The organism is Fibrobacter sp. UWT3, assembly GCF_900230125.1.
Taxonomy (GTDB): domain Bacteria; phylum Fibrobacterota; class Fibrobacteria; order Fibrobacterales; family Fibrobacteraceae; genus Fibrobacter.
The window spans coordinates 591,823-612,617 of sequence record NZ_OCSS01000003.1 but is presented as its reverse complement, the minus strand read 5'-3'; the positions used below and the strand labels follow the sequence as shown (position 1 = coordinate 612,617).

Here is a 20,795-nt window from a genome sequence, read left to right as displayed (position 1 = left end):
TCTATATTTCATATTATGAAAGTCGTATTTATGGGAACGCCGGAATTTGCGGCCTGTTTTTTGAAGCATCTCAAGGAATCTGATTTTGTGGACGTGGTGGCTGTTGTCACGCAGCCTGACCGCCCGGCAGGGCGCGGGCGCGTGCTCACGCCCCCGCCAGTCAAGCAACTGGCGCTCGAATACGGGCTCCCCGTGCTGCAGCCGACCGACCTGAAGTCGCCCGAATTCGAGAGCGCCCTGCGCGCCTTCGGGGCAGACCTGTTTGTTGTTGTCGCTTATTCCATTCTCCCGAAGAACATCCTGGGTGTCGCGAAGTTCGGCGCCGTGAACGTTCACGGGAGCCTTTTGCCGAAGTACCGCGGTGCCGCTCCGGTCCAGCGCGCGATTGCCGATGGACTGCCAGAGACGGGCGTGACGGTTTTCCGTTTGGACGAGAAGATGGATCACGGCCCGATTCTTGCGCAACGCACAGTGGCGATAGACCATCAGGATACGACGGCATCGCTCCTGGAAAAGATGGTTGCACCCGGTTGCGACGCGCTGGACGATGCGATTCACCAGTTGCTTGACGGTCGCGAGAAGGACTTGACGCAGGATCATGCGCAGGCAAGTGGCGCGCCGAAGCTCAAGAAGGAAGAAGGCCTGATTGATTTTAACCTGCCCGCAAAGGTGATTCACAATAGAATTCGCGCATTCAACCCGTGGCCCGGCGGTTACGGGAAACTGGGCGGCCGTATGGTTTACCTGCGCAAGACGGATACTCCGGAGGCGGGCCCGAAGCTTGCTCCGGGTGCAGTGGAATTCAAGGACAATCGCTTTTACGTGGGTACGGGCGCGGGCCTGCTCGAGGTCATCGAGATTCAGGCTGAAGGCAAGAAGCCTATGCCTGTCGCCGACTTTATGCGCGGAATCCAGAAGCGCGAAGGACTTTGCTTTTGCTAGACGATTCCCTGAAAGAGCGCATGGACGCATATCGCGTGCTTCTGCTGTGGCAGAAGGACGGCAGCTTTATTAAAGAAAGTGGGCTTTCTCCGTTTGCGATGGAACTTGCCCTGGGCGTGTGCCGCAGGCACCTGTACCTGCAATACTTTTTAAAGACTCTCGTAAAGAAAATGCCTTCGCTTGAAGTGGCGACCGTGCTTGAAATGGGAATCTTCCAGATGTTCTTTATGGAAATCCCGGACCACGCCGCCGTATCGACGAGCGTGGAACTCACGAAGGCGGCGAACCTTGGCGAAGGTTCCGCGCGGCTCGTGAACGCCGTGCTGCATTCCGCGCGGAGGTCCGGGTTGCCCGCACTTCCGCAACAGCGCGTGCGTCGCGTTTCGATTGAAAACTCCGTGCCCGAATGGCTGGTGCGTCGCTGGTTCGATATTTACGGCGGTGACCGTGCAGAATCGCTTGCGAAGGCGACACTCGAGCGCCCGGTGGAATGGATTCGTGTGAACCTGCAGAAGACTTCCGCCCCGGTACTTGCCCAGAAGCTCGGGCTTACGGGTGCTTCGATTCTCTACGACCGCTACATCCAGGTTCCCGAAGATGCGAAACTCAAGCCGATTCTGGAATCGGAATCTTTCGCGAAGGGCGAGTTCAGCATGCAGAACCCTTCCGCGTACGAGGTCGTGAAACTGCTCGACCTGAAACCCGGCCAGAAGGTTTGGGATGCGTGTGCCGCTCCCGGCGGAAAGTCCGCGCTGATGGGCGAGATGGACAGTTCGCTCGATATTCTCGCAAGCGACGTTTCCGCATTCCGCGTAGAAAAGATGCACGACGTGGTGGACCGCCTGGGCCTCAAGAACGTGCGGCTGGAATGCATCGACGCGCTTTCGCCGCAGCAGTCGAAGTTCGACCGCATCTTGCTCGATGTGCCCTGCAGCAACATGGGCGTTATGCCCCGCAGGCCCGAATCAAAGTACCGCATTACGCAAGATTCCATGAAGGAACTTGCCGAACTGCAGTACGGAATTCTTGAATCCGCATCAAATCACCTTGCGGAAGGCGGCGTTCTCGTATATGCCACGTGCAGCCCCGACCCGCTAGAAACGACCCAGGTCGTGAACCGTTTCTTGAAGGCCCACCCTGAATTTGCCAAGCGTGGCGAACATGTGCTCCCCGGTGCGCAGGATAATCGTTTTGACGGATTTTTTGCACAGGCTTTGGAACGGAAAAAAGTATGAAACTGAAATTTATTTTGTCGTCAATCGTTCTGTGCCTTGCGACGGTTCCGTTTGCGCAGACTGCTGATTCGGCCGTTGTACAGACTCCTGCGGATTCTGTTAAGGCGAACCCTGCGGATTCCGCTTTCTCGAAAGCGTATGTGTCTATCGAGGGTGGCGAGATGTACCCCTTCGGCGACCTTCAGGATGCCGTGGAAAATTCGTTCTATGGGGGTGTCGGGCTGCGTTACAGTTACTGGGATGACTTTGACGGCTTTGTGCATTTCAACTACGCCTACGTGAAGGTGCGTGCCGAAGGTATCCCGTTCCCTGGCGTGCACCAGTTTGTTGGTCGCCTCGGGCTTGACTGGCGTTGGAAACGCATCCGCCCGCTGGCCGTGGGTGCGGGCTTCACCTGCAACTGGACGCGTGCCGATTACGATGGCGAGGAGGACTATTTGAAGGGCCGTGGCGGCATGCTTCTCGATAACGAAACGGAATTCGGGTGGTTTGCCCGCATGAACATGCCGTTCCTCTACTTCAAGGACTTTACGGCGGGCCTGAACGTACTCTGGGAACAGCTGTGGACTCTCCCGGAAAGGTCGAATATGCTCACCGTGGGCTTCTACATTGAAAGGAGGGTCTGGTAATGAAGTTTTCCTCCTTGTTGACAACGTTGTCTGTTGCCCTGCTGGCGGTAAATGCAAGTGCGGCGATTGACCCCGAAATGGAAGGGATGGAGCCGGTTAGCCGTGACGACGGAACATTCCTTGTCGGCGGGCCTACATACTTCTTCGACCGCATTCTCGGCGCGGGCGGAATCCACTCCGAAAGTGAACTCTGGACTCCGCAAAAATTGCGCAATCGCCTCCTGTTCAACCGCATGTCGGTACTGCCCTCGTGGGAGCCGATGGAACCTTCCGTGTGGGTCAAGACGGGTAACGAACTCGGCGACATGATTTACCAGGACGTGATTACCGAGACGGACAGGCCCACGAACCGCACGCCCATTCTCGAAGGGGGCTTCAGGACTCCTGCTTTCAAGGGATTCTGGGCAACCGCCCGCGGTTTCCAGGACGACCACTATTCTGCGCGGACAGCAAGCTACCGCAAGAAGATGGTCGATGACGAGTTCTCGCTGTTCGGCGAAAATTACCCGATGTTCAGCTCCATCTACGGCGGGCTGGGCTATACGAACGATTTTGTGAACGCTTCCGTGCTTGCGGGCGAGGAATACATCTGGGAATACATGGAATCGTCCCGCTGGATTCCGGTACACATGGCGCCCCGCGTGGAAGGCCGTGTGGATTTCTGGAACTTCGCGCTGACTGCCGCTTACGAGCACGCGGAATACCAGAACAAGCGAGTCGGTGAATCTGGCGAGCGCGACGAGGTGAGCGGCTCCGTGCTTTATAAGTGCGGCGAAGATTGCCAGAAGGGTGTTTTCCAGATTTCGGCAGGCTTGGCCTTCCGCTTTGTGAGCGATGATGGCGACGTTTATACCGGGCTCGATAACGACCGCGTGCTTTGGCCGTTTATGCAGTTGCGTGTACAGCCGCTCCGTTGGCTCCGCGCCGACGTGATGTTCGGCATGAACGATTCTGACTGGCTCGTGCAGGATAGCGTAGAGATGGGTGCGCCCGTTCCCGTGAAGGGCATGGGCGTTACGCTGGGCGTCAAGAATATCTCGGGTACGCGCTTGAACCCGCTTGCCGACGACGTTGAATATTTCAACATGAAGGGAGTGAATGACGAAATAGACCTTGCTCCGGATGGCCAGATGAACCTGGTGCAGGGTTACCTCGCGTTTGCCGATACGGTCGCTTCCATTTCGCTTGGCGGGCGCGCAAGCTTCTGGGCGGAACACGGTGCCGAGACGTTCGACGTGGAAGGTTTCGTGAAAGATGACGCCTTCGAGTTCCGCTATGGAGATGTTGCCCGCATAAATTCCTGGATCAAGGGCATTACGGGCGAACTCTGGATTGACGCGTGGTACGAGGATATGTTCAAGTTCCGTGCGCTCGCGGGTTTTGAACGCATCGACGGGCCTATGGAACGCTTCGAGGTCACGCCTTCGGAATTCTTTGTCGCGTTTACCGGCGACTGGCTTATCCGCAAGAGTTTCCGCGTTTCGCATTCGCTGCGCTACAGGAGCGATGCCCAGTGGAACCTGCGTGGGCACGACCCGCTCGTGGTGAAGGGCGACTGGTACTGGGACGCTACATTCGAGCAGCAGTTCCCGAGGCTCGGGCTTTACCTTGCGGGTACGCTTATCCATGTGCTTGCTGACGAGGTGGTGCAGGTGCCTAACGGCGACTACGACCGCATCCGTTTCGTCTGCACCGTCAAGAAAACGTTCTAAATCGTCATCCCCGCGATTTTTAAAGCCTTTAAACTGAAGCTATTCGCGAACGCCTTCGCGGCATCTTCCTTCTTCACCCACGTTGCGTTGAACCGCGGGTCAATTTTCTTGCCCGAGCTGGCGACGCACTTGCTTGCCTTTGTGGAGAGCTTTACGTGCAATACATTGCATTCAATCTTGTGCACCGTGATGTTGTGCCGGAAACTCCCGCATTCGCGTGTATGTACAACGTTGTCTGCGTTAAGGTAGGTTTCCGCTTCTGCGGGCAAACCCGCGGTGGCGTTCCTCGGGCTTTCAAAATGCGGGAGCGTCGCCTGCCCCGCAAGGAAGGCTTGTCCGGCGGATACGGCAAGCAACTTGCCGTCGGCGCTTTCTATGACAAGCGCCGTGCCGTGCCAATCCCTCTGCGTGCGCTCGCGTTTGGGCGGGAACTCTCCGGTGCGCCCTTCGGCATTGGCACGGCATCCGCCGTTTAGCGGGCAGTTTGCACAGTCGGGATTCTTGCTCCTGCATACGGTGCGCCCGAGTTCCATCAGGGCCTCGTTGTGCATGTATGCTTTGGGCGAGTCTGCGACCTCGCGGGCGTATTTCCAGTAAGCCTCGGCGCAATCCTCATTCTTGCCGGTGGTGTTCTTGCCTGCGCTCGCCTTATCCGTCGGGAGAAAGTCAAGCGCGTAGAACCGTGCAAAGATGCGCACGAGGTTCCCGTCCAGAATCGCTTCCCGCTGGTGGTACGCGAGGCTCAGTATTGCCCCTGCGGTGTACGCGCCTATTCCCGGCAATGCTTCCAGTTCCTTGCGGGTCCGCGGCATTGTGGCAGGTCGGTGAGCTTGCCGAACCGCCTGCTCGCAGACGGTTTTTGCGGTTCTTAAAATATTCCTTGCGCGGCTGTAGTACCCGAGCCCCTGCCAGTACCGGAACACTTCCTCCTCGCTCGCCTTGGCGAGAGTCTCGATATCCGGGAAGCGCTTCATCCACTTTATGTAGTAGTCGCGTACCGTCGCGACCTGCGTCTGCTGCAACATCGTCTCGCTAATCCAGACCGCATACGGGTCGCGTGGTGCGTCCAGGTCGGCGGGCCTCCACGGGAGCGTTGCCGCGTTTTTCTTGAACCACTCGCGCAGGCGTTTTAGGATGTTGCTTTCCATGCGTCAAATATATCAATATTGGGTGCGCCGCTTGCCCGGGCGGGTGCGCGTTTTTTGTATTATTGAACGGAGAAATAAAAACCCGTAACCTGATATCTGGAACCTGAATATGGCCGAACAGAATAAAGCAGAAAAATTCGTTTTCTACATGTACAAGATGACCAAGTCGTACCCGCCTAACAAGGAGGTGCTGAAGGACATTTCCTTGAGCTTCTACTACGGCGCAAAGATTGGCATCATCGGCCAGAACGGTGCCGGTAAGTCGACGCTTTTGCGCATCATGGCGGGTATCGACAAGGAATTCCAGGGCGAAGCCTGGATCGAGCCGGGCCGCACCGCGGGTTACCTGCCGCAGGAACCGCAGCTCGACCCGAACCTGACCGTCAAGGAAAACGTGATGCAGGCTGTGGCCAAGAAGCAGGCTGTGCTCGACCGCTTTAACGAGATTTCCATGAAGTTCGCCGAACCCATGGAAGACGACGAGATGAACAAGCTCCTTGACGAACAGGCGAAACTTCAGGACATCATCGATGCGCAGGATTTGTGGAGCCTCGACCGCAATATCGAAATTGCAATGGACGCTCTCCGTTGCCCGCCGGGTGACTGGCCGGTGACGAACCTTTCCGGCGGTGAAAAGCGCCGCGTGGCTCTCTGCCGCTTGCTCCTTGAAGAACCGGATTTGTTGCTCCTTGACGAACCGACGAACCACCTGGATGCCGAAACGGTTGCTTGGCTCGAACGCCACCTCCGCGAATACAAGGGCTCCGTGATTCTCGTGACGCACGACCGTTACTTCCTCGACAACGTAACGAACTGGATTCTGGAAATCGACCGCGGTCGCGGCATTCCTTGGGAAGGCAATTACGCCCAGTGGCTTGATCAGAAACTGGAACGCCTCCGTGGCGAAGAGAAGGGCGAATCCGACAGGCAGAAGCGTTTGGCCCGCGAACAGGAATGGGTCAAGCAGAGCCCGAAGGCGCGTCAGGCCAAGAGCAAGGCCCGTCTCAAGGCTTACGAGGAACTCTTGGCCGAGGATTCCCGCGAACAGATCAAGGTGGCGCAGATTCACATTGCAAACGGCAAGCGCTTGGGCGATATCGTCATTCAGGCGGAACACCTGCAGAAGGCCTTTGGCGACAAGGTGCTCTTCGACGATTTGAACTTCAGCCTGCCGCGCTCCGGCATCGTGGGCATTATCGGCCCGAACGGTGCAGGTAAGACAACGTTGTTCAAGATGATTATGGGCCAGGAAAAGCCCGATGGCGGTACGCTCAAGATTGGCGAGACCGTGGAAATCATCAGCATGGAACAGGGTCGCGATAGCCTCGATGACAGCAAGACCGTGTGGGAAGAAATCACCGGCGGGAATGACGAGATCATGGTGGGTGACCGCAAGATGAACGGCCGCGCCTACTGCGGACTCTTCAACTTCACGGGTGCTGCCCAGCAGAAGAAGCTCACCACGCTTTCGGGCGGTGAACGCAACCGCGTGCTCATGGCGAAGAACCTGCAGAAGCCGGGTAACCTCTTGTTCCTTGACGAACCGACGAACGACTTGGATATCGAAACGTTGCAGGCTCTGGAACAGGCCATCCTCAAGTTCGCGGGCTGTGCTGTGATTATCTCGCATGATCGCTGGTTCCTGGACCGCATCGCCACGCACATCCTCGCTTACGAAGGCGATTCGAAGGTCGTGTGGTTCGAAGGTAACTGGAGTGAGTACGAAGCCGACCGTCGCAAGCGCCTTGGCGAAGATGCCGACAACCCGAAGCCCATCAAGTACAAGACTCTCACGAGACAGTAATCAAAAAGGCGGCTAGAGCCTGTCCTGAGCGACAGTCGAAGGAAGCCGCCTTTCTTTATGTCATCCCCGCGTAGGCGGGCGGACAGCACTTAACAACTTGTTGTTTAGTGCGCATGGCCACCAAGGTGGGGATCTATTTAATTATAAAATTGCGAAGAACTCCAGCAGTTCTCTCACAAAAATGCTTGTCAAGAGTAGGCAAATGACCAGAATGGAACTTCTGGTTAGTGGCCTGTCTTGCCAGGTGTAAATCTTTTTCCTTATCTCGACCTGCTTCGTGAAAATGCTCGCGATGGTTGCGACAAAGAATATTGCGAAGAATGTGATGATGTCCAGGAGTTGCAGCGGTCTCCCGGAAATGGGAGAGAGTCCGAATAAGTCGAGCGTATCGTAAAAACTGTCCAGCGCGAAGAACCAAAAGAGAATGATGATGATGCCGAACAGTACGGGTTGCTCTTTCCATTGGATCTTGAAGACGTAGTCAATTTTCTTAGTGCGGGTGTAATGAATCCCCAGGTAGAGCCCGCCAATGAATGCAAATATACTGTCCATGGTTAAAAGTTAGGAATCTTTGTCGACATTGTTCTTGTATTATGTTGGCTGCGGCGGTGTTCTTTAAAAAAGATTGGTTCGTGATATTAAGGCTATTTTTTGGGAAATTGGTTGCCGTTGACATTTTTTGACGCTTGCTTTATATATATTTTGTGTGAGGAGTTGGACCATGCAGGAGTTTAATAAGAGGGTAGCATAAGCTACTATATTCATTGCGCAACCCCCAAAAGGTAAAACAATGGCAAAAATCAACTATAGCTCCGAGACAAGGGAACAGGTCATCAAGCTGGTCCTGAAAGGCGAAAAGTCAGCAAACCAAATAGCCAAGGAACTCGGAATCGGGCCCAATACAGTCGGTCGGTGGGTAAACGAGTACCGCAAGGAACACAACCTGCCGAGCTACCGCGAGGAACGGCGAATCCGCAAGGTGTCCGTCGAGGAACTCGCCGCCAAGAACAGGGAACTGGAAAAACTCCTGAAGAAGCGTGAAAAGGAGCTTGCGGACGAGAAGGAGACGGTAGAGATCCTAAAAAAATCCCTGCACATCTTTATGCGACCACACGACTGAAATGCGAGGCGATACACGTGAACCGCAAGAAATACTCAGTCAGGAAGATGTGCAGAGCCCTAGGAATACCGCAGTGTTCCTACTACCAGTGGTCGCGCCAGCAGGAAAAACGTGCCGAGAAGAAGGCCCGCGAAGAACGGCTTGTCCAGAAGGTCCGCGACACCTTCGAAGAAAACCACCGCGTGTACGGTTGCCCGAAGATGCAGGCGGCACTCCATGACAAGGGTGACGAGGTAAAGGTGTGGAAACTGCGCCGCATCATGCGCGAGAACGGTCTCTATCCGGTCACGCTCAAGAAATGGAAACCCTACCGCAAGGGCAAATGTGACTCCATGTACAGCGAGAACCTGGTGCAGCGGAAGTTCGATCCCGACAGTCTGAACGCCGTCTGGGCCGGCGACATCACCTACGTCAAGACTACGCTTGGCTGGGTGTACCTTGCCGTGGTACTTGACCTATGCAACAAGGAGGCGGTGGGTTATGCCGTGAGCAAGAACATCGACACGGAACTTGTCAAGCGCGCGTTGTCCAATGCCATCATGCAACGCGGCCATCACGACGGACTAATCTTCCATTCCGACCGTGGCGTGCAGTACAGCAGCATGGGCTACCGCACGATGCTCTCGGAGAATGGGATAACGCCCTCGATGAGCGCCCCGGGCTGCCCCTACGACAACGCCTGCATGGAAAGCTTCTTCGCAAGCTTCAAGAAGGAGATGGCCTACAGGCGAGACTTCAAGGACATCGAAGACGTGCGGGAGGCCGTTTTCAGGTACATCGAGCTGTTCTACAACCGGAAACGGCTCCATAGTTCGCTCGGTTACATGACACCGGTGGAATATAGGCTGTCAAAACAGGCTGCCTAGACCACAAGGGTATACCACTTAACAAGAAAAAAGGATATATTTTAACTTAACCGGTAATGAATATGGTTGTTCATGAACCCACTATTAAAAAAACTACAAATCCAAGTTTTTTATGGAATCGATGTGTGTTGGTGCCATTGTTGTGCTGATGATAGAGGCTGTGGCCTTTGCTTTCGGCTTCTTATGGGCTTTTGTGTGGCTTGCAATATTGAAGCCCGCTGGCCGTTTTCTGCATAAGGCTCGCCTTTTGATTCCCGTGTCACTTGCGTTGGTGGTGCTTGCTTCGTTTTGGCTGATGTACAATGACTTGTTGAGCGGAACTTTGGCTGTTTTGTCTTTTGTTGGAGGCGTTCTCGCTTTGTGTGGGCTGATTGCCTGGTTTGTTTTCGATCTTCTCGCGGGGCCACGGAATGGCTGATTTCCTCCAATAAATATATGGTTTCTATAGTTAGTGGAGTAAATTCACTGAAAAACGCCCAAAAATGTATTGACAAATATGTAAATACAGGTTATATTTACAATGAAAATCGGAAAGCATGGACTTGAAAAGGCTGACGAAAGGAGCATCTACCCCGAGATGATGTTTCGCATCCTCCAGGGAAAGTTCGTGTCGGCACCGTCAAACCACGACGAAGATGCCGAACTCATCACTGGAAAGTGGGATGGAAAACTCTGGACAATCGTCGCGAACAGGAACACGGGAAAGGTAATCACTGCCCGAAGGGCGCACGGAAAGGAGATAAGGCTCTATGAAGAAAAGCATGGACGTTGATTTCTACAAGAAACATGACTTCGGCGACGAAATGCGCAAGGCTGTGGATTCCGGACGCGGTTTCGTCGGCGAAAATATGACTCCTGACCAGTTCTTCGCTATGGCGCGGGCTAGGAGTGAGGCAAGGAGGGCCGAGAAGGCATCGAAGGCCGTCACTATACGCATTCCCGTGCGCGTAATTGAGGGCTACAAGAAGAAGGCTGCGTCTGATGGCGTAGGCTACCAGACGCTAATGAATGAAGTTCTAGAAGCAGCTCTAGGCTAGGATCTATTTTCTGAATATACTTTTATTTATTCGGTTCCGCAAGCGAAAAACGGATTGATGTTGGCTTCGGCGGGTGGATGCCCTTGTGACTGTTAGTCCCTGCGGGCTTCCTTTGGAATGTTTTTTATTCTTTTCATGTGTGCGTCTACAGTGCATTCCATTTTGTCAAACAGCCCAGTATCAAACTCTTCAAAAAGGGCTTCCCATCTGTAGTTGTCTTTGTCGTACTTCGCTTTGATTGGTTGTCCTGTTTTATCGGAAAATTCTGGTTCTATATAATTTGCGATTACATAATCTCCTAGTCCACCAAAATGAAACTCGATTTCCCGGGTTTTCTTTGCGCCAATGTTTTGACGACGCATAATGAAACCTCCTAACCCTCCGAATCCATTCTTTCCTCCGATACATTCTTTTTCGTCGTACCATACGCTGTGACCATTTTTATCCCTTATAAATTGAACGGAACACTTGCCGTAGGAATATTCAATAATTTTTGAATCAGCGCAAAAAGATAAAGATGTTGCGATGATGAGGAGGATAAATATTTTTTTTCTCATTTTATTCTGAAAAGTGAGTTTTATTTTTTTTCGTTAATAGTCATTGTTCTTTTTAACTGGCAATTTTTAAAAGCTCCGTTATTGAGGTCTGATGAAAAATTGATGAAATCATATGAATTTGAGGTCGTTTTGCCTTCTTTTACTTGTGTAATGAAGTAATCGTTTTCATTGACATATACAAGTTGAATGAATGCTTCGTACGTTTTTTTGTAAAAACATTCCATGAACAGCTGTTCGTTGCCAGATGCATTTTTTACCAAGCAATCCCCATTGGTTTTTATTTTATGGGAGAAGGAATCGTATAGTACGGTGCAATACTTGCTTTTTATTTCATACGTTGTCGCTTCAACAAGAGCTGCTAGCGTAAGACTGATTATGAGAAAATTTTTCATGTCTTTATCCTGACGCAAAAAGTGTCTTTATAAACTTACCTCTCTTAATATACCCATTTTTACCTCATTCCGCAAGCGAAAACAAATGTTTTTGGCGCACGTTAGCCCGCTCTTTGTTCGAATAATTGTATTTTTAGTCGCGAAAATATGCTCCACGTTTTTAGACACGAACTTCGCCTGATATTCCGGGATCCGCGATTCTGGATTCCGTTCATCATCCCGCCGGTGATTCTCGCGGCGAGCCAGGGAATTGCGGTTTCGCGGTACGGCGGGCAGATTATGGAAGGCATGGAAGGCTACATGATGCTTTTGCTCGGTTGCCTGATGGCCCCGATGGGTTCGCCTTTGGCCGGGGATTCGTTTGCGGGCGAGCGCGAGCGCAATTCGCTTGAACTTTTGCAACTTTCTCCCATCGCGCCTGCGAGGCTTTTCTGGGGCAAGTTACTCGCGATTGTTCCGTTCCCGGTGGGCTTCGCGCTCCTGGCGCAGTTCGTCTACTGGGCGTCGCATCCCGATATTTCGACCGTCGCGGCGCTCGCTTCTATTCTCGGCGCGCTCTCGGCGGTGTTCCTCACGACATCGTTCTCGCTGATGCTTTCGCTCCGCGTGAAGACGGTCCGCGCCGCGGCGCACATCTCGCTTTTCGTTGTAGTCCCGCTGCTCCTCCTGGTCCAGCTGTTCCACGAGACGTTCCTGGTCGGGCTTTTCATTCCCGCGGTTACGTTGCTTGTAAGTCTGGCCTTCAGCGTACTCACTGCTATCCTAAGCATGCGCAAGTTCGTGAGCATGTAATTCAACAAGGTTCTTGATGCATTATCTGATTGTTCCCGGTTACAGCAATTCTGGCCCCACTCACTGGCAGACTTATTGGGCGAACAACATGCCCGATGCAAGCCGCGTTGAACAGCACGACTGGGAACACCCGCACAAGGCGGATTGGGTCGATACGCTCGACAGGACGGTGGCTGCGCTCGAGTCCGATACGGTTCTCGTTTCGCACAGTCTGGGAGTTGCGACGACGGTCCTCTGGCTTATGCAGAAGGCGAGGGAAGGTGCCGTTCCGGCAAAAGTCAAGGGCGTGTTCCTTGTCGCTCCTGCAGATATCGACGTGATTGACATTGTCGAGGACTTTGCTCCGATGCCTTTGGAAAAGTTGCCGGTGCCCTCGTGCGTTGTCGCGAGCGAGAACGACGAGTACGTGACTATCGAGCGTGCGCGTATGTTTGCGGAGGCGTGGGGCTCGATGTTCTTTGACGTGGGCCGCAAGGGCCATATCAATGCGCTTTCGAACCTCGGCGAATGGGAAGAAGGGCGCACCCTCCTGAAAGAATTTGAAAAAAATCTCTAATTGCTGGTTTTTCCGTTTTTAATTTTGTAGATTAGGCTCAACTCGTTTTCGGGTTGTGTCGGCTGTCGAGTGACGCCCTTTTATTATAGTGTAAAAATCTAGGGGACGATTGTGCCTCGCAAAAATGCGGAGGAAAGTCGCGGATGCTTTATGCCTGCGGTAGCTTGCCTCGTTATTATTTTACTTCTTTGCCTGGGGCGCGCGTGGTGCGCTGAGCGCGACGTGCCCGACAAGGTTTCGCTCGATTTCGTGGATGCGAGCCTGCAGGATGTCGCCCGTTCGGTTTCGCTTGCCTACGGGGTGCCCGTGCTTGTGGACGTCGGTGCGGAGGCGCGCGTCACGTTCCACCTCGATGGCGTCGGGCTCCTGGAGGGGCTCACGTCGTTGTGTTCTACCCTCGGGCTGGAACTCATTCGTGACGGGACGGTTTTCCATATCCGCAAGCGGCTGGAACGTGGCGAGAATTTTTTTCGGGTAGCAGATTCGCTCGTGTCGCTCGACGTGCGGGAGCGCGACGTTCGCGAGTTTATCCGGGATTTTTCCGCGAATACGGGCCTGAACGTGGTGGCTTCGCCCGATGTTGCGGGCCCTGTGAGTGGCCGGCTGGAATCCGTACCGCCCGGGACAGCGCTCCGGGTGCTGCTCGAGTCGCACGGTTTCCGCGTGAGGCGCGATGCGGACTGCTTCCGTGTGGAACGCTCGCGCAATTCTCCCGCGGGTGGCTCGGGCCCGAACGGCGCTTCGCCCGCGGGCGCAAATTCCGTGCCGGATATAGCCCAGGACGACTCTCTCTATACGGTAGAACTGGACGGCACCCCGCTGGACATTTTCCTCAAGGAACTGGCGCGGGTATCGAACCTCAATCTGGTGCTGTACGGAGACGTGCGCGAGAACTTGCAGATGCGTTTTGAACGCGAACCGCTTGCGAATCTCCTGCAGTCACTCTTTCGCGGGAGCCGCTACACCTATGCGCAGGATTCAAATACTTTGTTTGTAACAGAACGCGGGGCGAAAAACGTGCTCTCGCGAACGGAACTTTACCCGCTGAAGGCAACGACGCCGGAATCACTCGTGCCGCAGCTTTCCAAACTGCTGCCGGGTTCGGGGCTTGTCGTGTCGGAGGTGAAGGAACAGAACGCGCTGATGCTGCGCGGCTCGCCCGCAGAAATTGCGGAGGCAATCGCCATCCTTGAAAACCTGGACAGGCCCGCCATGCAGGTGACCATCTCGTGCGTGATTGTGGAACTCAAGCGCGGGCGCAATTTCGAAATCGGGCTCCACAGCGGTTCTACGCGCAAGACGGGCGAGAACGACCTGGGCGTGCGCGGGTTCTGGGACTTTATGGGGAAGGACGTTTCCACCTCGGGAGCGTTCGGGAAAATCGGGATTCTGCCGGCGCGTTTCGAGATGGAACTTTCCGCGATGGAAGAGAACAACAGGGCCGAAGTCCTTGCGCGTCCGCGGCTCACGACGCTCAACGGCAACAAGGCGGAACTGAACGTGACGAATACGGTGTATTACCTGGTGAGCCAGGTATCCGCCGACGGCTACCCGATTACGGATTACCGCAGTTTCAATGACGGAATCTCGCTTGAAATCACGCCGACGGTCACGCAGGGCGGGAGCATCACGCTGAACATTTCGCCCGAAATCAAGACGGCGGGGCGCTCGAGCGGTGACGGCCCGCGCGATATCAGCACGCGAAACCTGAAGACGACCGTCACCTTGAAAAACGGCGAGACACTTTGCCTGGGCGGCCTCGTGCGGAAAGGCAAGTCGGAGGTGCGCACGGCGGTGCCGTTCCTCGGGAGCATCCCGCTTATCGGCAGGCTTTTCAGTTATGTGAGCGAGGTCGAAGACGAGAGCGAGCTGGCCATCTTCATCACGCCCGAGGTGGAATTCTGATGTGGGCGAGAACGGCTTTTGTGGAGGCGCGGCTCTGGACCTGGGAGGTGGTGACAGGCTTCGATGGTGTGCTGGACCCGGTAACGTTGCGAAATCGTTTCGCCGAGGATTTCCCGACCGTCGCGGAATCTTGCCGGAACGCGGAATGCACGGCGCAACCCGTGTTCCGGGAAATGGTGAGCTTCAACAGCACGGACGGGCGAAAGCACCGCTACCTGGTGATGCTTGCGAACGAGCGCGAATTAGAAAAGGAACCTGCGAAATATCGCGGGCGAGGCGAGCGCATCTTGCCCCGGACGGTGATGCTCTACGGGTGTGCAGATAAACTAATGCGCGAGGAAGATTGCGATAGCGTTTGTTGCGGGTGCAGCCTGCGCGAAAGTTGCGGGAACTGCCGCTTCGCATTTCTGGACAACGGCTGGCTGTACATCCTCGTGTTCTTTGAAGGAAGGCTTTGCCACTGGAGCGAGGAACCTCAGTATAATAATAAAGAAAGCGTGCAGGAACGTCTCGGGCGGTTTGACGTTTTTCTCCGGAACGACGACCTGTTTTCGCGGGCGGAAAAATGGTACTGCGCGTTTATGGACGTAGGGGGCGTGCCGGAACCGGAAAGGCTTCGCTGGCTGCGTCGTGCGGGGAGCGATCCGTTCTGGCGGGTACGAACCCGCGGGAAGTTTGTGCTGCCTGCGCTTGCTGCGGGCGTGGCGCTGTTGCTTGCGGTTAGTACCTGGTGGAACGTTCTTTCGGGAGATTTGCCGGGCGCGGCACCCGAAGTAATATCGCCTGCAGGTGCGGAACTTCCGGCGCTCACGCCTCCGCCGGAGATGCGCTCGAGCGAAGAGGCGGTCGCGCAGTTTAATGAGGGCGAGATGCGCGCGCCGTTTAACAAAGAAGTAAATGCGCCGTTTAAGAGCGACGTTCGCGGCGTATCAGAAATCGGCGATGCCCGCAGCACCCTCAAACCGGCGCCTGGTTGCGAACTTCCTCCTGTCCGCTTGCATGGCGTCGTGGCGGGTCGCATCTTCAGCGCATCGATTGCGGGCGCATCGCCTTCCTGGTACAGCCTCGGGGATTCCATCGGGCTCTTCGAAGTCGTTTCTATCGGGAAGGACCGTGTGCAGCTTGCCTGCGGGGGCGAAACTCGGGAGGTTCGCAATGGAATGTAAGCGCGGTTTCGTTTTGGGATTTGTCCTCACGCTTGTCCTTTCACTCACCATCCTGTTCGGTTGCCTTTTGCGGGTGCCGGGAAGCGTGTTGCGTTCCACGAACCACTACGCGCGCGAAGTGCAGGCGGTCTACGATGCGGAATCGGCAATCATCGCGAATCTCTCGGGATTCCCTGACGGGTTCTTTGCGGGGCTCCCGCCGGTAAGTGCCGAGGCTGTTGGCCCGTGGGGTCGCATTTGTGCCCCGCTACTGGTCGGCGGGCATCTTGTACCAGCAAAAATCCCGCATTCCATGCCTGCAAATACATTGCGTCCTGCATCAGCAAATACGGCCCCCAGCCTATGTGCATATTACGGCACGCGCTATTCCCGCCTGCGGTTTGACGACTGGTACACCGCCATGACTCAATACCGTGCCGCCCTTCGCGAGTCCATCACGACGGCAAGGGGCTTCCGCGTCATGTCCGGCAATCGCCGCATCTTCCGGCTCGATACCGCAATCGCGTTGCATGTGAGCGATGGCGACCTCACGCTCGATTTCGATACACGAGTCCCTTCCGCCGCCTTCTTGGTCGATGGCTCCGTGAACATGAAGGGGCGGGCGCGTTTCGACACGCTGCGCATCTATTCCGAGGGCGATGTAACCCTCGGCGGCGAAGTCACGGTCGCGCATCTCGAGGTCTATTCCGGCGCATCGCTGGAGGTGCATTCCTCCTTCCGGTTCTCGGGCCTGCTCTATGCCCGAGATGTCGTGACAATTCGCGACCGTGTACGGGCAGATTTCCCGAGCGTTGCCGTATCGCTCGGGTCGGGCAGCGGGCGCATCGCCTTCCTGAATCGAACCTCCTTTGCGGGCGTGCTCGCTGCGCCGGGCGGCACGGTCGAGCTCGATGTTCCCGACAGTCTCGCGGGTGCTGCGTTTCCCGGAACCGTGCGCGACTCGGCCCAAGCCCTTCTACCCGCATTTTTTGACGGCGAGAAAGTCGTATTCCGGAGGTCCGCGCAGTGATTACCCGCGATAAACATCTTGCCTCCAGCGATAAACTTCTCGTGGCCTGCGATAAGCGACTCGCACCTTGCGATAAACACCTCGCCTGCGATAAACGAAAAGCCTTTACTTTGCTCGAGGTCCTCGTCGCGCTTGCGGTTCTTGCCGCAGGGGCGGCCACCCTCTCGCTGTACCTGGGGGCGTTCCGGCGCATCTCTGCCCTCGAGTTCTCCCGCTCGGATTCCGCGCTTGCTGCAGCCGCGTACATCGATTCCCTTGCAGTTTCTCTCCCGCCCTGCGCCGACACCGTCTATACCCGCCGCGCATCCCTAACCCGCAACCCGCCCGCAATAAACACTCCGCCCGCAATAAACGATCCCCCCGAAATAAGCAATCAACTCGCGACAAACGATTCCCCCGCAATAACCATCATCCCCGTTCCCGCCACATCGCTCCAGTGGCTCGAAATCCGCACGCCCGACTATACTTTCAGGAGGCTCTCCCGATGCAAAAAGGCTTCACGCTAATGGAACTCATGGTGGCGCTCGCAATTGCGGGCATCCTTGTCTCGTCCGCGCTCGGGCTCTACGGCATGTTCCACCGCGAATACGTGCACATCCTTGCCGCCTACGATTCCCGCTCGACTGAATATATCCATACCATGCAAAAAAGCATCCGCGAACTTCGCGGATGCCCTGATGCAAATCGTTTGTAGCGGATTACGATTCCTGCTCTTCGACGTTGCCGTGTTCCTTGCGGGCCTTGTGCACTTCGATAATGTTACCGATAAAGTGCATAAAGCTGAGCACGCCCACAGAGAGGAAGCCTACTGCGTAGAGGGCGAGGAACGGACCGATGATGAACTTCTGGGCGCCGATGTATTCCAAGAGACCGAAGATGCAGTACACGCCAACGCCGAGTTCGAGGACTGCCATCCAGGGGAATTTCTGGGCGTAGTGGCTCTTTGCCTTCTTCTTGGATCCGCCGCTCTTCGGGGTGCGGACGAAACTGCCCTTCACGCCGGTCACTGCACCGAACACGGCGCGCGTGTTGTTCACGGCGATGCCCACGCCAAGCGCCATCAGGATGGGGAGGCTGAGCATGCGGATCTTCCAGCCGGTGTAGCCCGAGCAGCGCTGGGCGACGAAGTAAAGGACGGAAGGTGCGATAGCGGCGAGGAAAATGAAACTGAAACCGATGGTGTATGCCCAACTCGGCAGATGTGCGACCGGTTCAAAGAACGCAAGCAGCGGCCAGGCGCAGAGGGCGGTAAACAGCATGCAGGGGTGAATCGAGTAATGGGTCGTGTGCAGGAACGCGCCAATCTTGATGCGGAGCGGGACCTTCGCTTTCCACACGCGTGGCAAAATCTTGATAGCCGTCTGGATGGAACCGCGGGCCCAGCGGAACTGCTGTGCCTTGTAGGCGTTGATGTCGTTCGGGAGTTCTGCCGGCACAATCACGTCGAACACGAACTTCATCTTCCAACCGGCGAGCTGGCTGCGGTAGGAGAGGTCCATGTCTTCGGTCAGGGTGTCGCCTTCCCAGCCGCCACCGCCGTAGATAGCCTGCTTGCGCCACACGCCTGCAGTACCGTTGAAGTTCATGAACAGCTTGCCCCAGCTACGGGCGGACTGCTCGATAACGAAGTGGCCGTCGATACCGATGGACTGGGCGAGCGTAAGGCCCGATTCCGTGCGGTTCAGGTGGCCCCAGCGGCCCTGAACGAGACCAATCTGGTCGTCCATCACCAGGTAGGGGATGGTCTTCAACAGGAAGTCCTTCTCGGGGACGAAGTCCGCGTCGAAAATCGCGAGGAATTCGCCCTTCGCGACGGCCATGGCTTCCTTGAGGGCGCCGGCCTTGAATTCCTGGCGGTTCGTGCGGTGGATAAGCTTGATATCGTAACCCTTCGCTGCAAGTTCGGCCACCTTCTTCTTCGCCACTTCGTAGCATTCGTCGGTGGAGTCGTCCAGGACCTGGATTTCGTGCTTGTCCTTGGGGTAGTCAATGGCGCAGACCGCGTCGAGCAGTCGTTCCACGCAGTTCGCCTCGTTAAATATGGGGAGCTGGGTCGTGACCTGCGGGAGGTCATTGATGGAATGCTCGCGGTAGAACTTGAGAATCTTTTTGCGGTCTGATAGTCTAGTATGGCGGCTATTCTTCAGGAATAGATATATGCTGTAGTAGCAACTGAACCCGTAAATCACCAATCCCACGCCGGCGATGACATAGACTACGAACATTGCGTAGAGGAGAACTGTATTCATCGTTTACAAAACCTTTTGCATAATCAAATGCTTGGGCGCAAATATAGAAATCAAAGCCTCTTTTTGCTATGTTTCGTTGCTATTTTTATGGAAAAAAAGAGTGACGGACTTAACTTTTTTACAAAAAATCGCGTTTTTTCGCATTTTTGCGACGAAGTGCAATTAAATTGTATATTTAGGTAAAAAAAATGGATGAACGGAATTCGGGCGAACCGTCTACGGTAGTCAAATGGATGCTTTCGCACAGGGACGATGCCGGTTTCGGTGATGCACTGAAATCGCTTATCTCGTATGCGTGTGTCGAGTGGCTCCGCGTGACATTCGGGGTGCAACTTGCGCCCGAGGATGCCCTTTCCAGGGTGATGCTTGCGGACCTGTCTGCATATCCGGTCGGGCGCTGGCTCGAACATCCGGAACGTCATTGCGAGGAAATAGCCGCGTTTTGCGAGAAGGCCAAGTCCGGCGAGCCGCTGCCCGGAGTGACGGTCGACGTTCCCGACGTGCTCGACCTTCGGGGCGTGGTTTGCCCTGGCAATGCCGCCCGTTCGAGGCTCGTGATGTCGGGTTACCCCCGCGGGCGCGTGCTGAAGATTGATCTCGACGAGGGTTCCCCTATCGAGAATGTCCCCGGAGCGCTGGTCGCGGACGGCTGTAGCATTGTCTCCCGCGAAAAAAAAGACGGTTTTTGGGAAATTTCTGTGGTCAAACCCCTCGATAGTAAGTAAATTAAAGGCATGGAAAACAGGATTCTCATAATCGGCGACGAACTCTTCGGAGAACAGGGTGAGGTGGCCTCCCGTGTGGCCGAGATGCTCCTGTGCCGGCAGCCGTCGAGGCCCATGCAGTTTTCCATCAATTCTCCGGTTCCGCTTTCGTTGCCGCAGCTCTTGGCGCGGGCCGCTTCCGACATTATCGGCAAGAAGGCGGGGCGCATCGTGCTCGGCCTCGGGCTGACCGACCTCAAGAAGGATTCGGGTTCGGGCTTCCTTACGGCAGAGAACTACACGAGCCTCGTGCGTGAACTTGTCAACAAGACCCAGGCCGGCATCTTTACGGTAACGGTCCCTCCGGATTCCGTGCCCGGCGTGAAAGACAAGGTGGAAATCCTCAACAATGCCATCCGGGCGTTTGAAACCGAGTTCGCCTCGCGGGTGAAGGTGTTCGACTTCGCGGGGCATGCGGAAATTTTCAAGCAAAAGCAACTGGAAAGGGGCAAATTTGCCCGCAGTCTGTATTCGGAAGACGCAAAACCCACCTCTTTGTGCATTACGCTCGAATCGCTTTTCTTGCAAGATTGTATATTAAGAGAGTTAGAAGATAAATAAGGAGCTGATATGAGTCTTTTAGATGATGGTTTTGCCAGAAAGATTGCAGCCCAGAGACGTGCCTGGGACATGACTACGGAACATGGGAACAAGGACCGCGGTCCGCGTCAGCCTGCCGCCCCCAAGATGGGCGTGTGCGACAAGTGCCACAAGGAAACCATGGTGCGAGCCTTCCGTAGCCGCCAGACGGACCGCATGGACGGTGCCGCCAGTTTCGGGACGGTGTTCAAGCACTACTGCGAGGAATGCGCCCCGAAGTCCCGTGCCCAGAAGGACGCGGAAGTCCCGCAGCTCACGAACAAGCAGGTGAAGAACCTGATGCGTTCGGCAAAGAAGGGCCTGCTCTAAAGA

At 55.3% G+C, this 20,795-nt stretch carries 25 protein-coding genes; 20 read left to right on the top strand and 5 right to left on the bottom strand.

Annotated features, from left to right (window positions below; translation table 11 throughout):
• Window positions 1-15: 15 nt before the first annotated feature.
• From fmt to CRO08_RS14155, 4 genes are read left to right on the top strand one after another with little or no spacing between them, the layout of a single operon-like run.
• Window positions 16-942, top strand: a complete 927-nt coding sequence (gene fmt / locus CRO08_RS14170) for a methionyl-tRNA formyltransferase (RefSeq protein WP_097036729.1) — start codon at window positions 16-18, stop codon at window positions 940-942.
• A complete protein-coding gene (locus CRO08_RS14165; RefSeq protein ID WP_255252399.1) occupies window positions 936-2,177 on the top strand; it encodes a transcription antitermination factor NusB in 1,242 nt (413 codons plus the stop codon). Before fmt ends, CRO08_RS14165 begins: the two co-directional genes overlap by 7 nt.
• Window positions 2,174-2,806, top strand: a complete 633-nt coding sequence (locus tag CRO08_RS14160) for a hypothetical protein (RefSeq protein WP_097036727.1) — start codon at window positions 2,174-2,176, stop codon at window positions 2,804-2,806. The genes CRO08_RS14165 and CRO08_RS14160 overlap by 4 nt, the downstream gene beginning before the upstream one ends.
• The gene (locus CRO08_RS14155) at window positions 2,806-4,518 is read left to right on the top strand and encodes a hypothetical protein (RefSeq protein ID WP_097036726.1); all 1,713 of its coding nucleotides are present in this window, start codon (window positions 2,806-2,808) and stop codon (window positions 4,516-4,518) included. Before CRO08_RS14160 ends, CRO08_RS14155 begins: the two co-directional genes overlap by 1 nt.
• On the opposite strand, the gene CRO08_RS14150 is transcribed toward CRO08_RS14155, so the two are convergent.
• Window positions 4,515-5,666 (bottom strand): A/G-specific adenine glycosylase, encoded by a 1,152-nt coding sequence (locus CRO08_RS14150; RefSeq protein ID WP_097036725.1) that lies wholly within the window; start codon window positions 5,664-5,666, stop codon window positions 4,515-4,517. The genes CRO08_RS14155 and CRO08_RS14150 overlap by 4 nt on opposite strands.
• Window positions 5,667-5,775: 109 nt before the next feature.
• Here CRO08_RS14150 and ettA point away from each other — a divergent pair, with 109 nt between their 5' ends.
• A complete protein-coding gene (gene ettA / locus CRO08_RS14145) occupies window positions 5,776-7,470 on the top strand; it encodes an energy-dependent translational throttle protein EttA (RefSeq protein WP_097036724.1) in 1,695 nt (564 codons plus the stop codon).
• Window positions 7,471-7,611: 141 nt separating this feature from the next.
• Here ettA and CRO08_RS14140 read toward each other — a convergent pair whose 3' ends face one another.
• Window positions 7,612-8,022: a hypothetical protein gene (locus CRO08_RS14140; RefSeq protein ID WP_097036723.1), complete on the bottom strand. Its 411-nt coding sequence runs from the start codon at window positions 8,020-8,022 to the stop codon at window positions 7,612-7,614.
• A gap of 238 nt (window positions 8,023-8,260) precedes the next feature.
• Here CRO08_RS14140 and CRO08_RS14135 point away from each other — a divergent pair, with 238 nt between their 5' ends.
• From CRO08_RS14135 to CRO08_RS14115, 5 genes are all read left to right on the top strand, one after another.
• Entirely contained in the window at window positions 8,261-8,590 is a 330-nt protein-coding gene (locus CRO08_RS14135; RefSeq protein WP_097034692.1) for a transposase, read from the top strand.
• A 17-nt stretch (window positions 8,591-8,607) separates the two neighbouring features.
• The gene (locus CRO08_RS14130; protein ID WP_176495013.1) at window positions 8,608-9,456 is read left to right on the top strand and encodes an IS3 family transposase; all 849 of its coding nucleotides are present in this window, start codon (window positions 8,608-8,610) and stop codon (window positions 9,454-9,456) included.
• Window positions 9,457-9,568: 112 nt separating this feature from the next.
• Window positions 9,569-9,874 carry a hypothetical protein gene (locus tag CRO08_RS14125; protein ID WP_097036722.1) on the top strand — a complete coding sequence of 102 codons (306 nt, stop codon included), beginning with the start codon at window positions 9,569-9,571 and terminating at the stop codon, window positions 9,872-9,874.
• 159 nt (window positions 9,875-10,033) lie between these two features.
• On the top strand, window positions 10,034-10,228 hold the full coding sequence (locus CRO08_RS14120) for a hypothetical protein (protein WP_141398394.1): 195 nt from the start codon (window positions 10,034-10,036) through the stop codon (window positions 10,226-10,228).
• Window positions 10,206-10,493, top strand: coding sequence for a BrnA antitoxin family protein (locus CRO08_RS14115; protein WP_097036720.1), 288 nt, complete (start codon window positions 10,206-10,208; stop codon window positions 10,491-10,493). The genes CRO08_RS14120 and CRO08_RS14115 overlap by 23 nt, the downstream gene beginning before the upstream one ends.
• A gap of 92 nt (window positions 10,494-10,585) precedes the next feature.
• Here the strand turns inward: CRO08_RS14115 and CRO08_RS14110 are convergent, their stop codons facing one another.
• Both CRO08_RS14110 and CRO08_RS14105 read right to left on the bottom strand, forming a co-directional pair.
• Entirely contained in the window at window positions 10,586-11,050 is a 465-nt protein-coding gene (locus CRO08_RS14110) for a hypothetical protein (protein ID WP_097036719.1), read from the bottom strand.
• Between the two features lie 20 nt (window positions 11,051-11,070).
• Window positions 11,071-11,442, bottom strand: coding sequence for a hypothetical protein (locus CRO08_RS14105; RefSeq protein WP_141398393.1), 372 nt, complete (start codon window positions 11,440-11,442; stop codon window positions 11,071-11,073).
• A gap of 147 nt (window positions 11,443-11,589) precedes the next feature.
• Between CRO08_RS14105 and CRO08_RS14100 the strand changes: the two genes are divergently transcribed.
• The 7 genes from CRO08_RS14100 (at window position 11,590) to CRO08_RS14070 (ending at window position 17,564) form a co-directional block, all read left to right on the top strand.
• Complete coding sequence (locus CRO08_RS14100) at window positions 11,590-12,234, top strand: ABC transporter permease (RefSeq protein ID WP_097036717.1); 645 nt, start codon at window positions 11,590-11,592, stop codon at window positions 12,232-12,234.
• A 16-nt stretch (window positions 12,235-12,250) separates the two neighbouring features.
• Window positions 12,251-12,790: an alpha/beta hydrolase gene (locus CRO08_RS14095; protein WP_097036716.1), complete on the top strand. Its 540-nt coding sequence runs from the start codon at window positions 12,251-12,253 to the stop codon at window positions 12,788-12,790.
• Window positions 12,791-12,940: 150 nt separating this feature from the next.
• Window positions 12,941-14,695 (top strand): type II secretion system protein GspD, encoded by a 1,755-nt coding sequence (locus CRO08_RS14090; RefSeq protein ID WP_097036962.1) that lies wholly within the window; start codon window positions 12,941-12,943, stop codon window positions 14,693-14,695.
• Window positions 14,695-15,861 carry a hypothetical protein gene (locus CRO08_RS14085; protein WP_097036715.1) on the top strand — a complete coding sequence of 389 codons (1,167 nt, stop codon included), beginning with the start codon at window positions 14,695-14,697 and terminating at the stop codon, window positions 15,859-15,861. The genes CRO08_RS14090 and CRO08_RS14085 overlap by 1 nt, the downstream gene beginning before the upstream one ends.
• Window positions 15,851-16,870, top strand: coding sequence for a hypothetical protein (locus CRO08_RS14080; protein ID WP_097036714.1), 1,020 nt, complete (start codon window positions 15,851-15,853; stop codon window positions 16,868-16,870). Before CRO08_RS14085 ends, CRO08_RS14080 begins: the two co-directional genes overlap by 11 nt.
• Window positions 16,867-17,376 carry a prepilin-type N-terminal cleavage/methylation domain-containing protein gene (locus CRO08_RS14075; protein WP_176495164.1) on the top strand — a complete coding sequence of 170 codons (510 nt, stop codon included), beginning with the start codon at window positions 16,867-16,869 and terminating at the stop codon, window positions 17,374-17,376. Before CRO08_RS14080 ends, CRO08_RS14075 begins: the two co-directional genes overlap by 4 nt.
• Window positions 17,355-17,564: a PilW family protein gene (locus CRO08_RS14070; RefSeq protein WP_097036712.1), complete on the top strand. Its 210-nt coding sequence runs from the start codon at window positions 17,355-17,357 to the stop codon at window positions 17,562-17,564. Before CRO08_RS14075 ends, CRO08_RS14070 begins: the two co-directional genes overlap by 22 nt.
• A 4-nt stretch (window positions 17,565-17,568) precedes the next feature.
• Here the strand turns inward: CRO08_RS14070 and CRO08_RS14065 are convergent, their stop codons facing one another.
• The gene (locus tag CRO08_RS14065) at window positions 17,569-19,119 is read right to left on the bottom strand and encodes a glycosyltransferase (RefSeq protein ID WP_097036711.1); all 1,551 of its coding nucleotides are present in this window, start codon (window positions 19,117-19,119) and stop codon (window positions 17,569-17,571) included.
• A gap of 188 nt (window positions 19,120-19,307) precedes the next feature.
• Here CRO08_RS14065 and CRO08_RS14060 point away from each other — a divergent pair, with 188 nt between their 5' ends.
• The 3 genes from CRO08_RS14060 to CRO08_RS14050 are packed head-to-tail and all read left to right on the top strand — an operon-like array spanning window position 19,308 to window position 20,792.
• A complete protein-coding gene (locus CRO08_RS14060; RefSeq protein ID WP_097036710.1) occupies window positions 19,308-19,844 on the top strand; it encodes a sulfurtransferase TusA family protein in 537 nt (178 codons plus the stop codon).
• A 9-nt stretch (window positions 19,845-19,853) separates the two neighbouring features.
• Window positions 19,854-20,444 (top strand): hypothetical protein, encoded by a 591-nt coding sequence (locus CRO08_RS14055; protein ID WP_097036709.1) that lies wholly within the window; start codon window positions 19,854-19,856, stop codon window positions 20,442-20,444.
• A gap of 9 nt (window positions 20,445-20,453) precedes the next feature.
• A complete protein-coding gene (locus tag CRO08_RS14050) occupies window positions 20,454-20,792 on the top strand; it encodes a hypothetical protein (RefSeq protein ID WP_072808607.1) in 339 nt (112 codons plus the stop codon).
• Window positions 20,793-20,795: the final 3 nt, after the last annotated feature.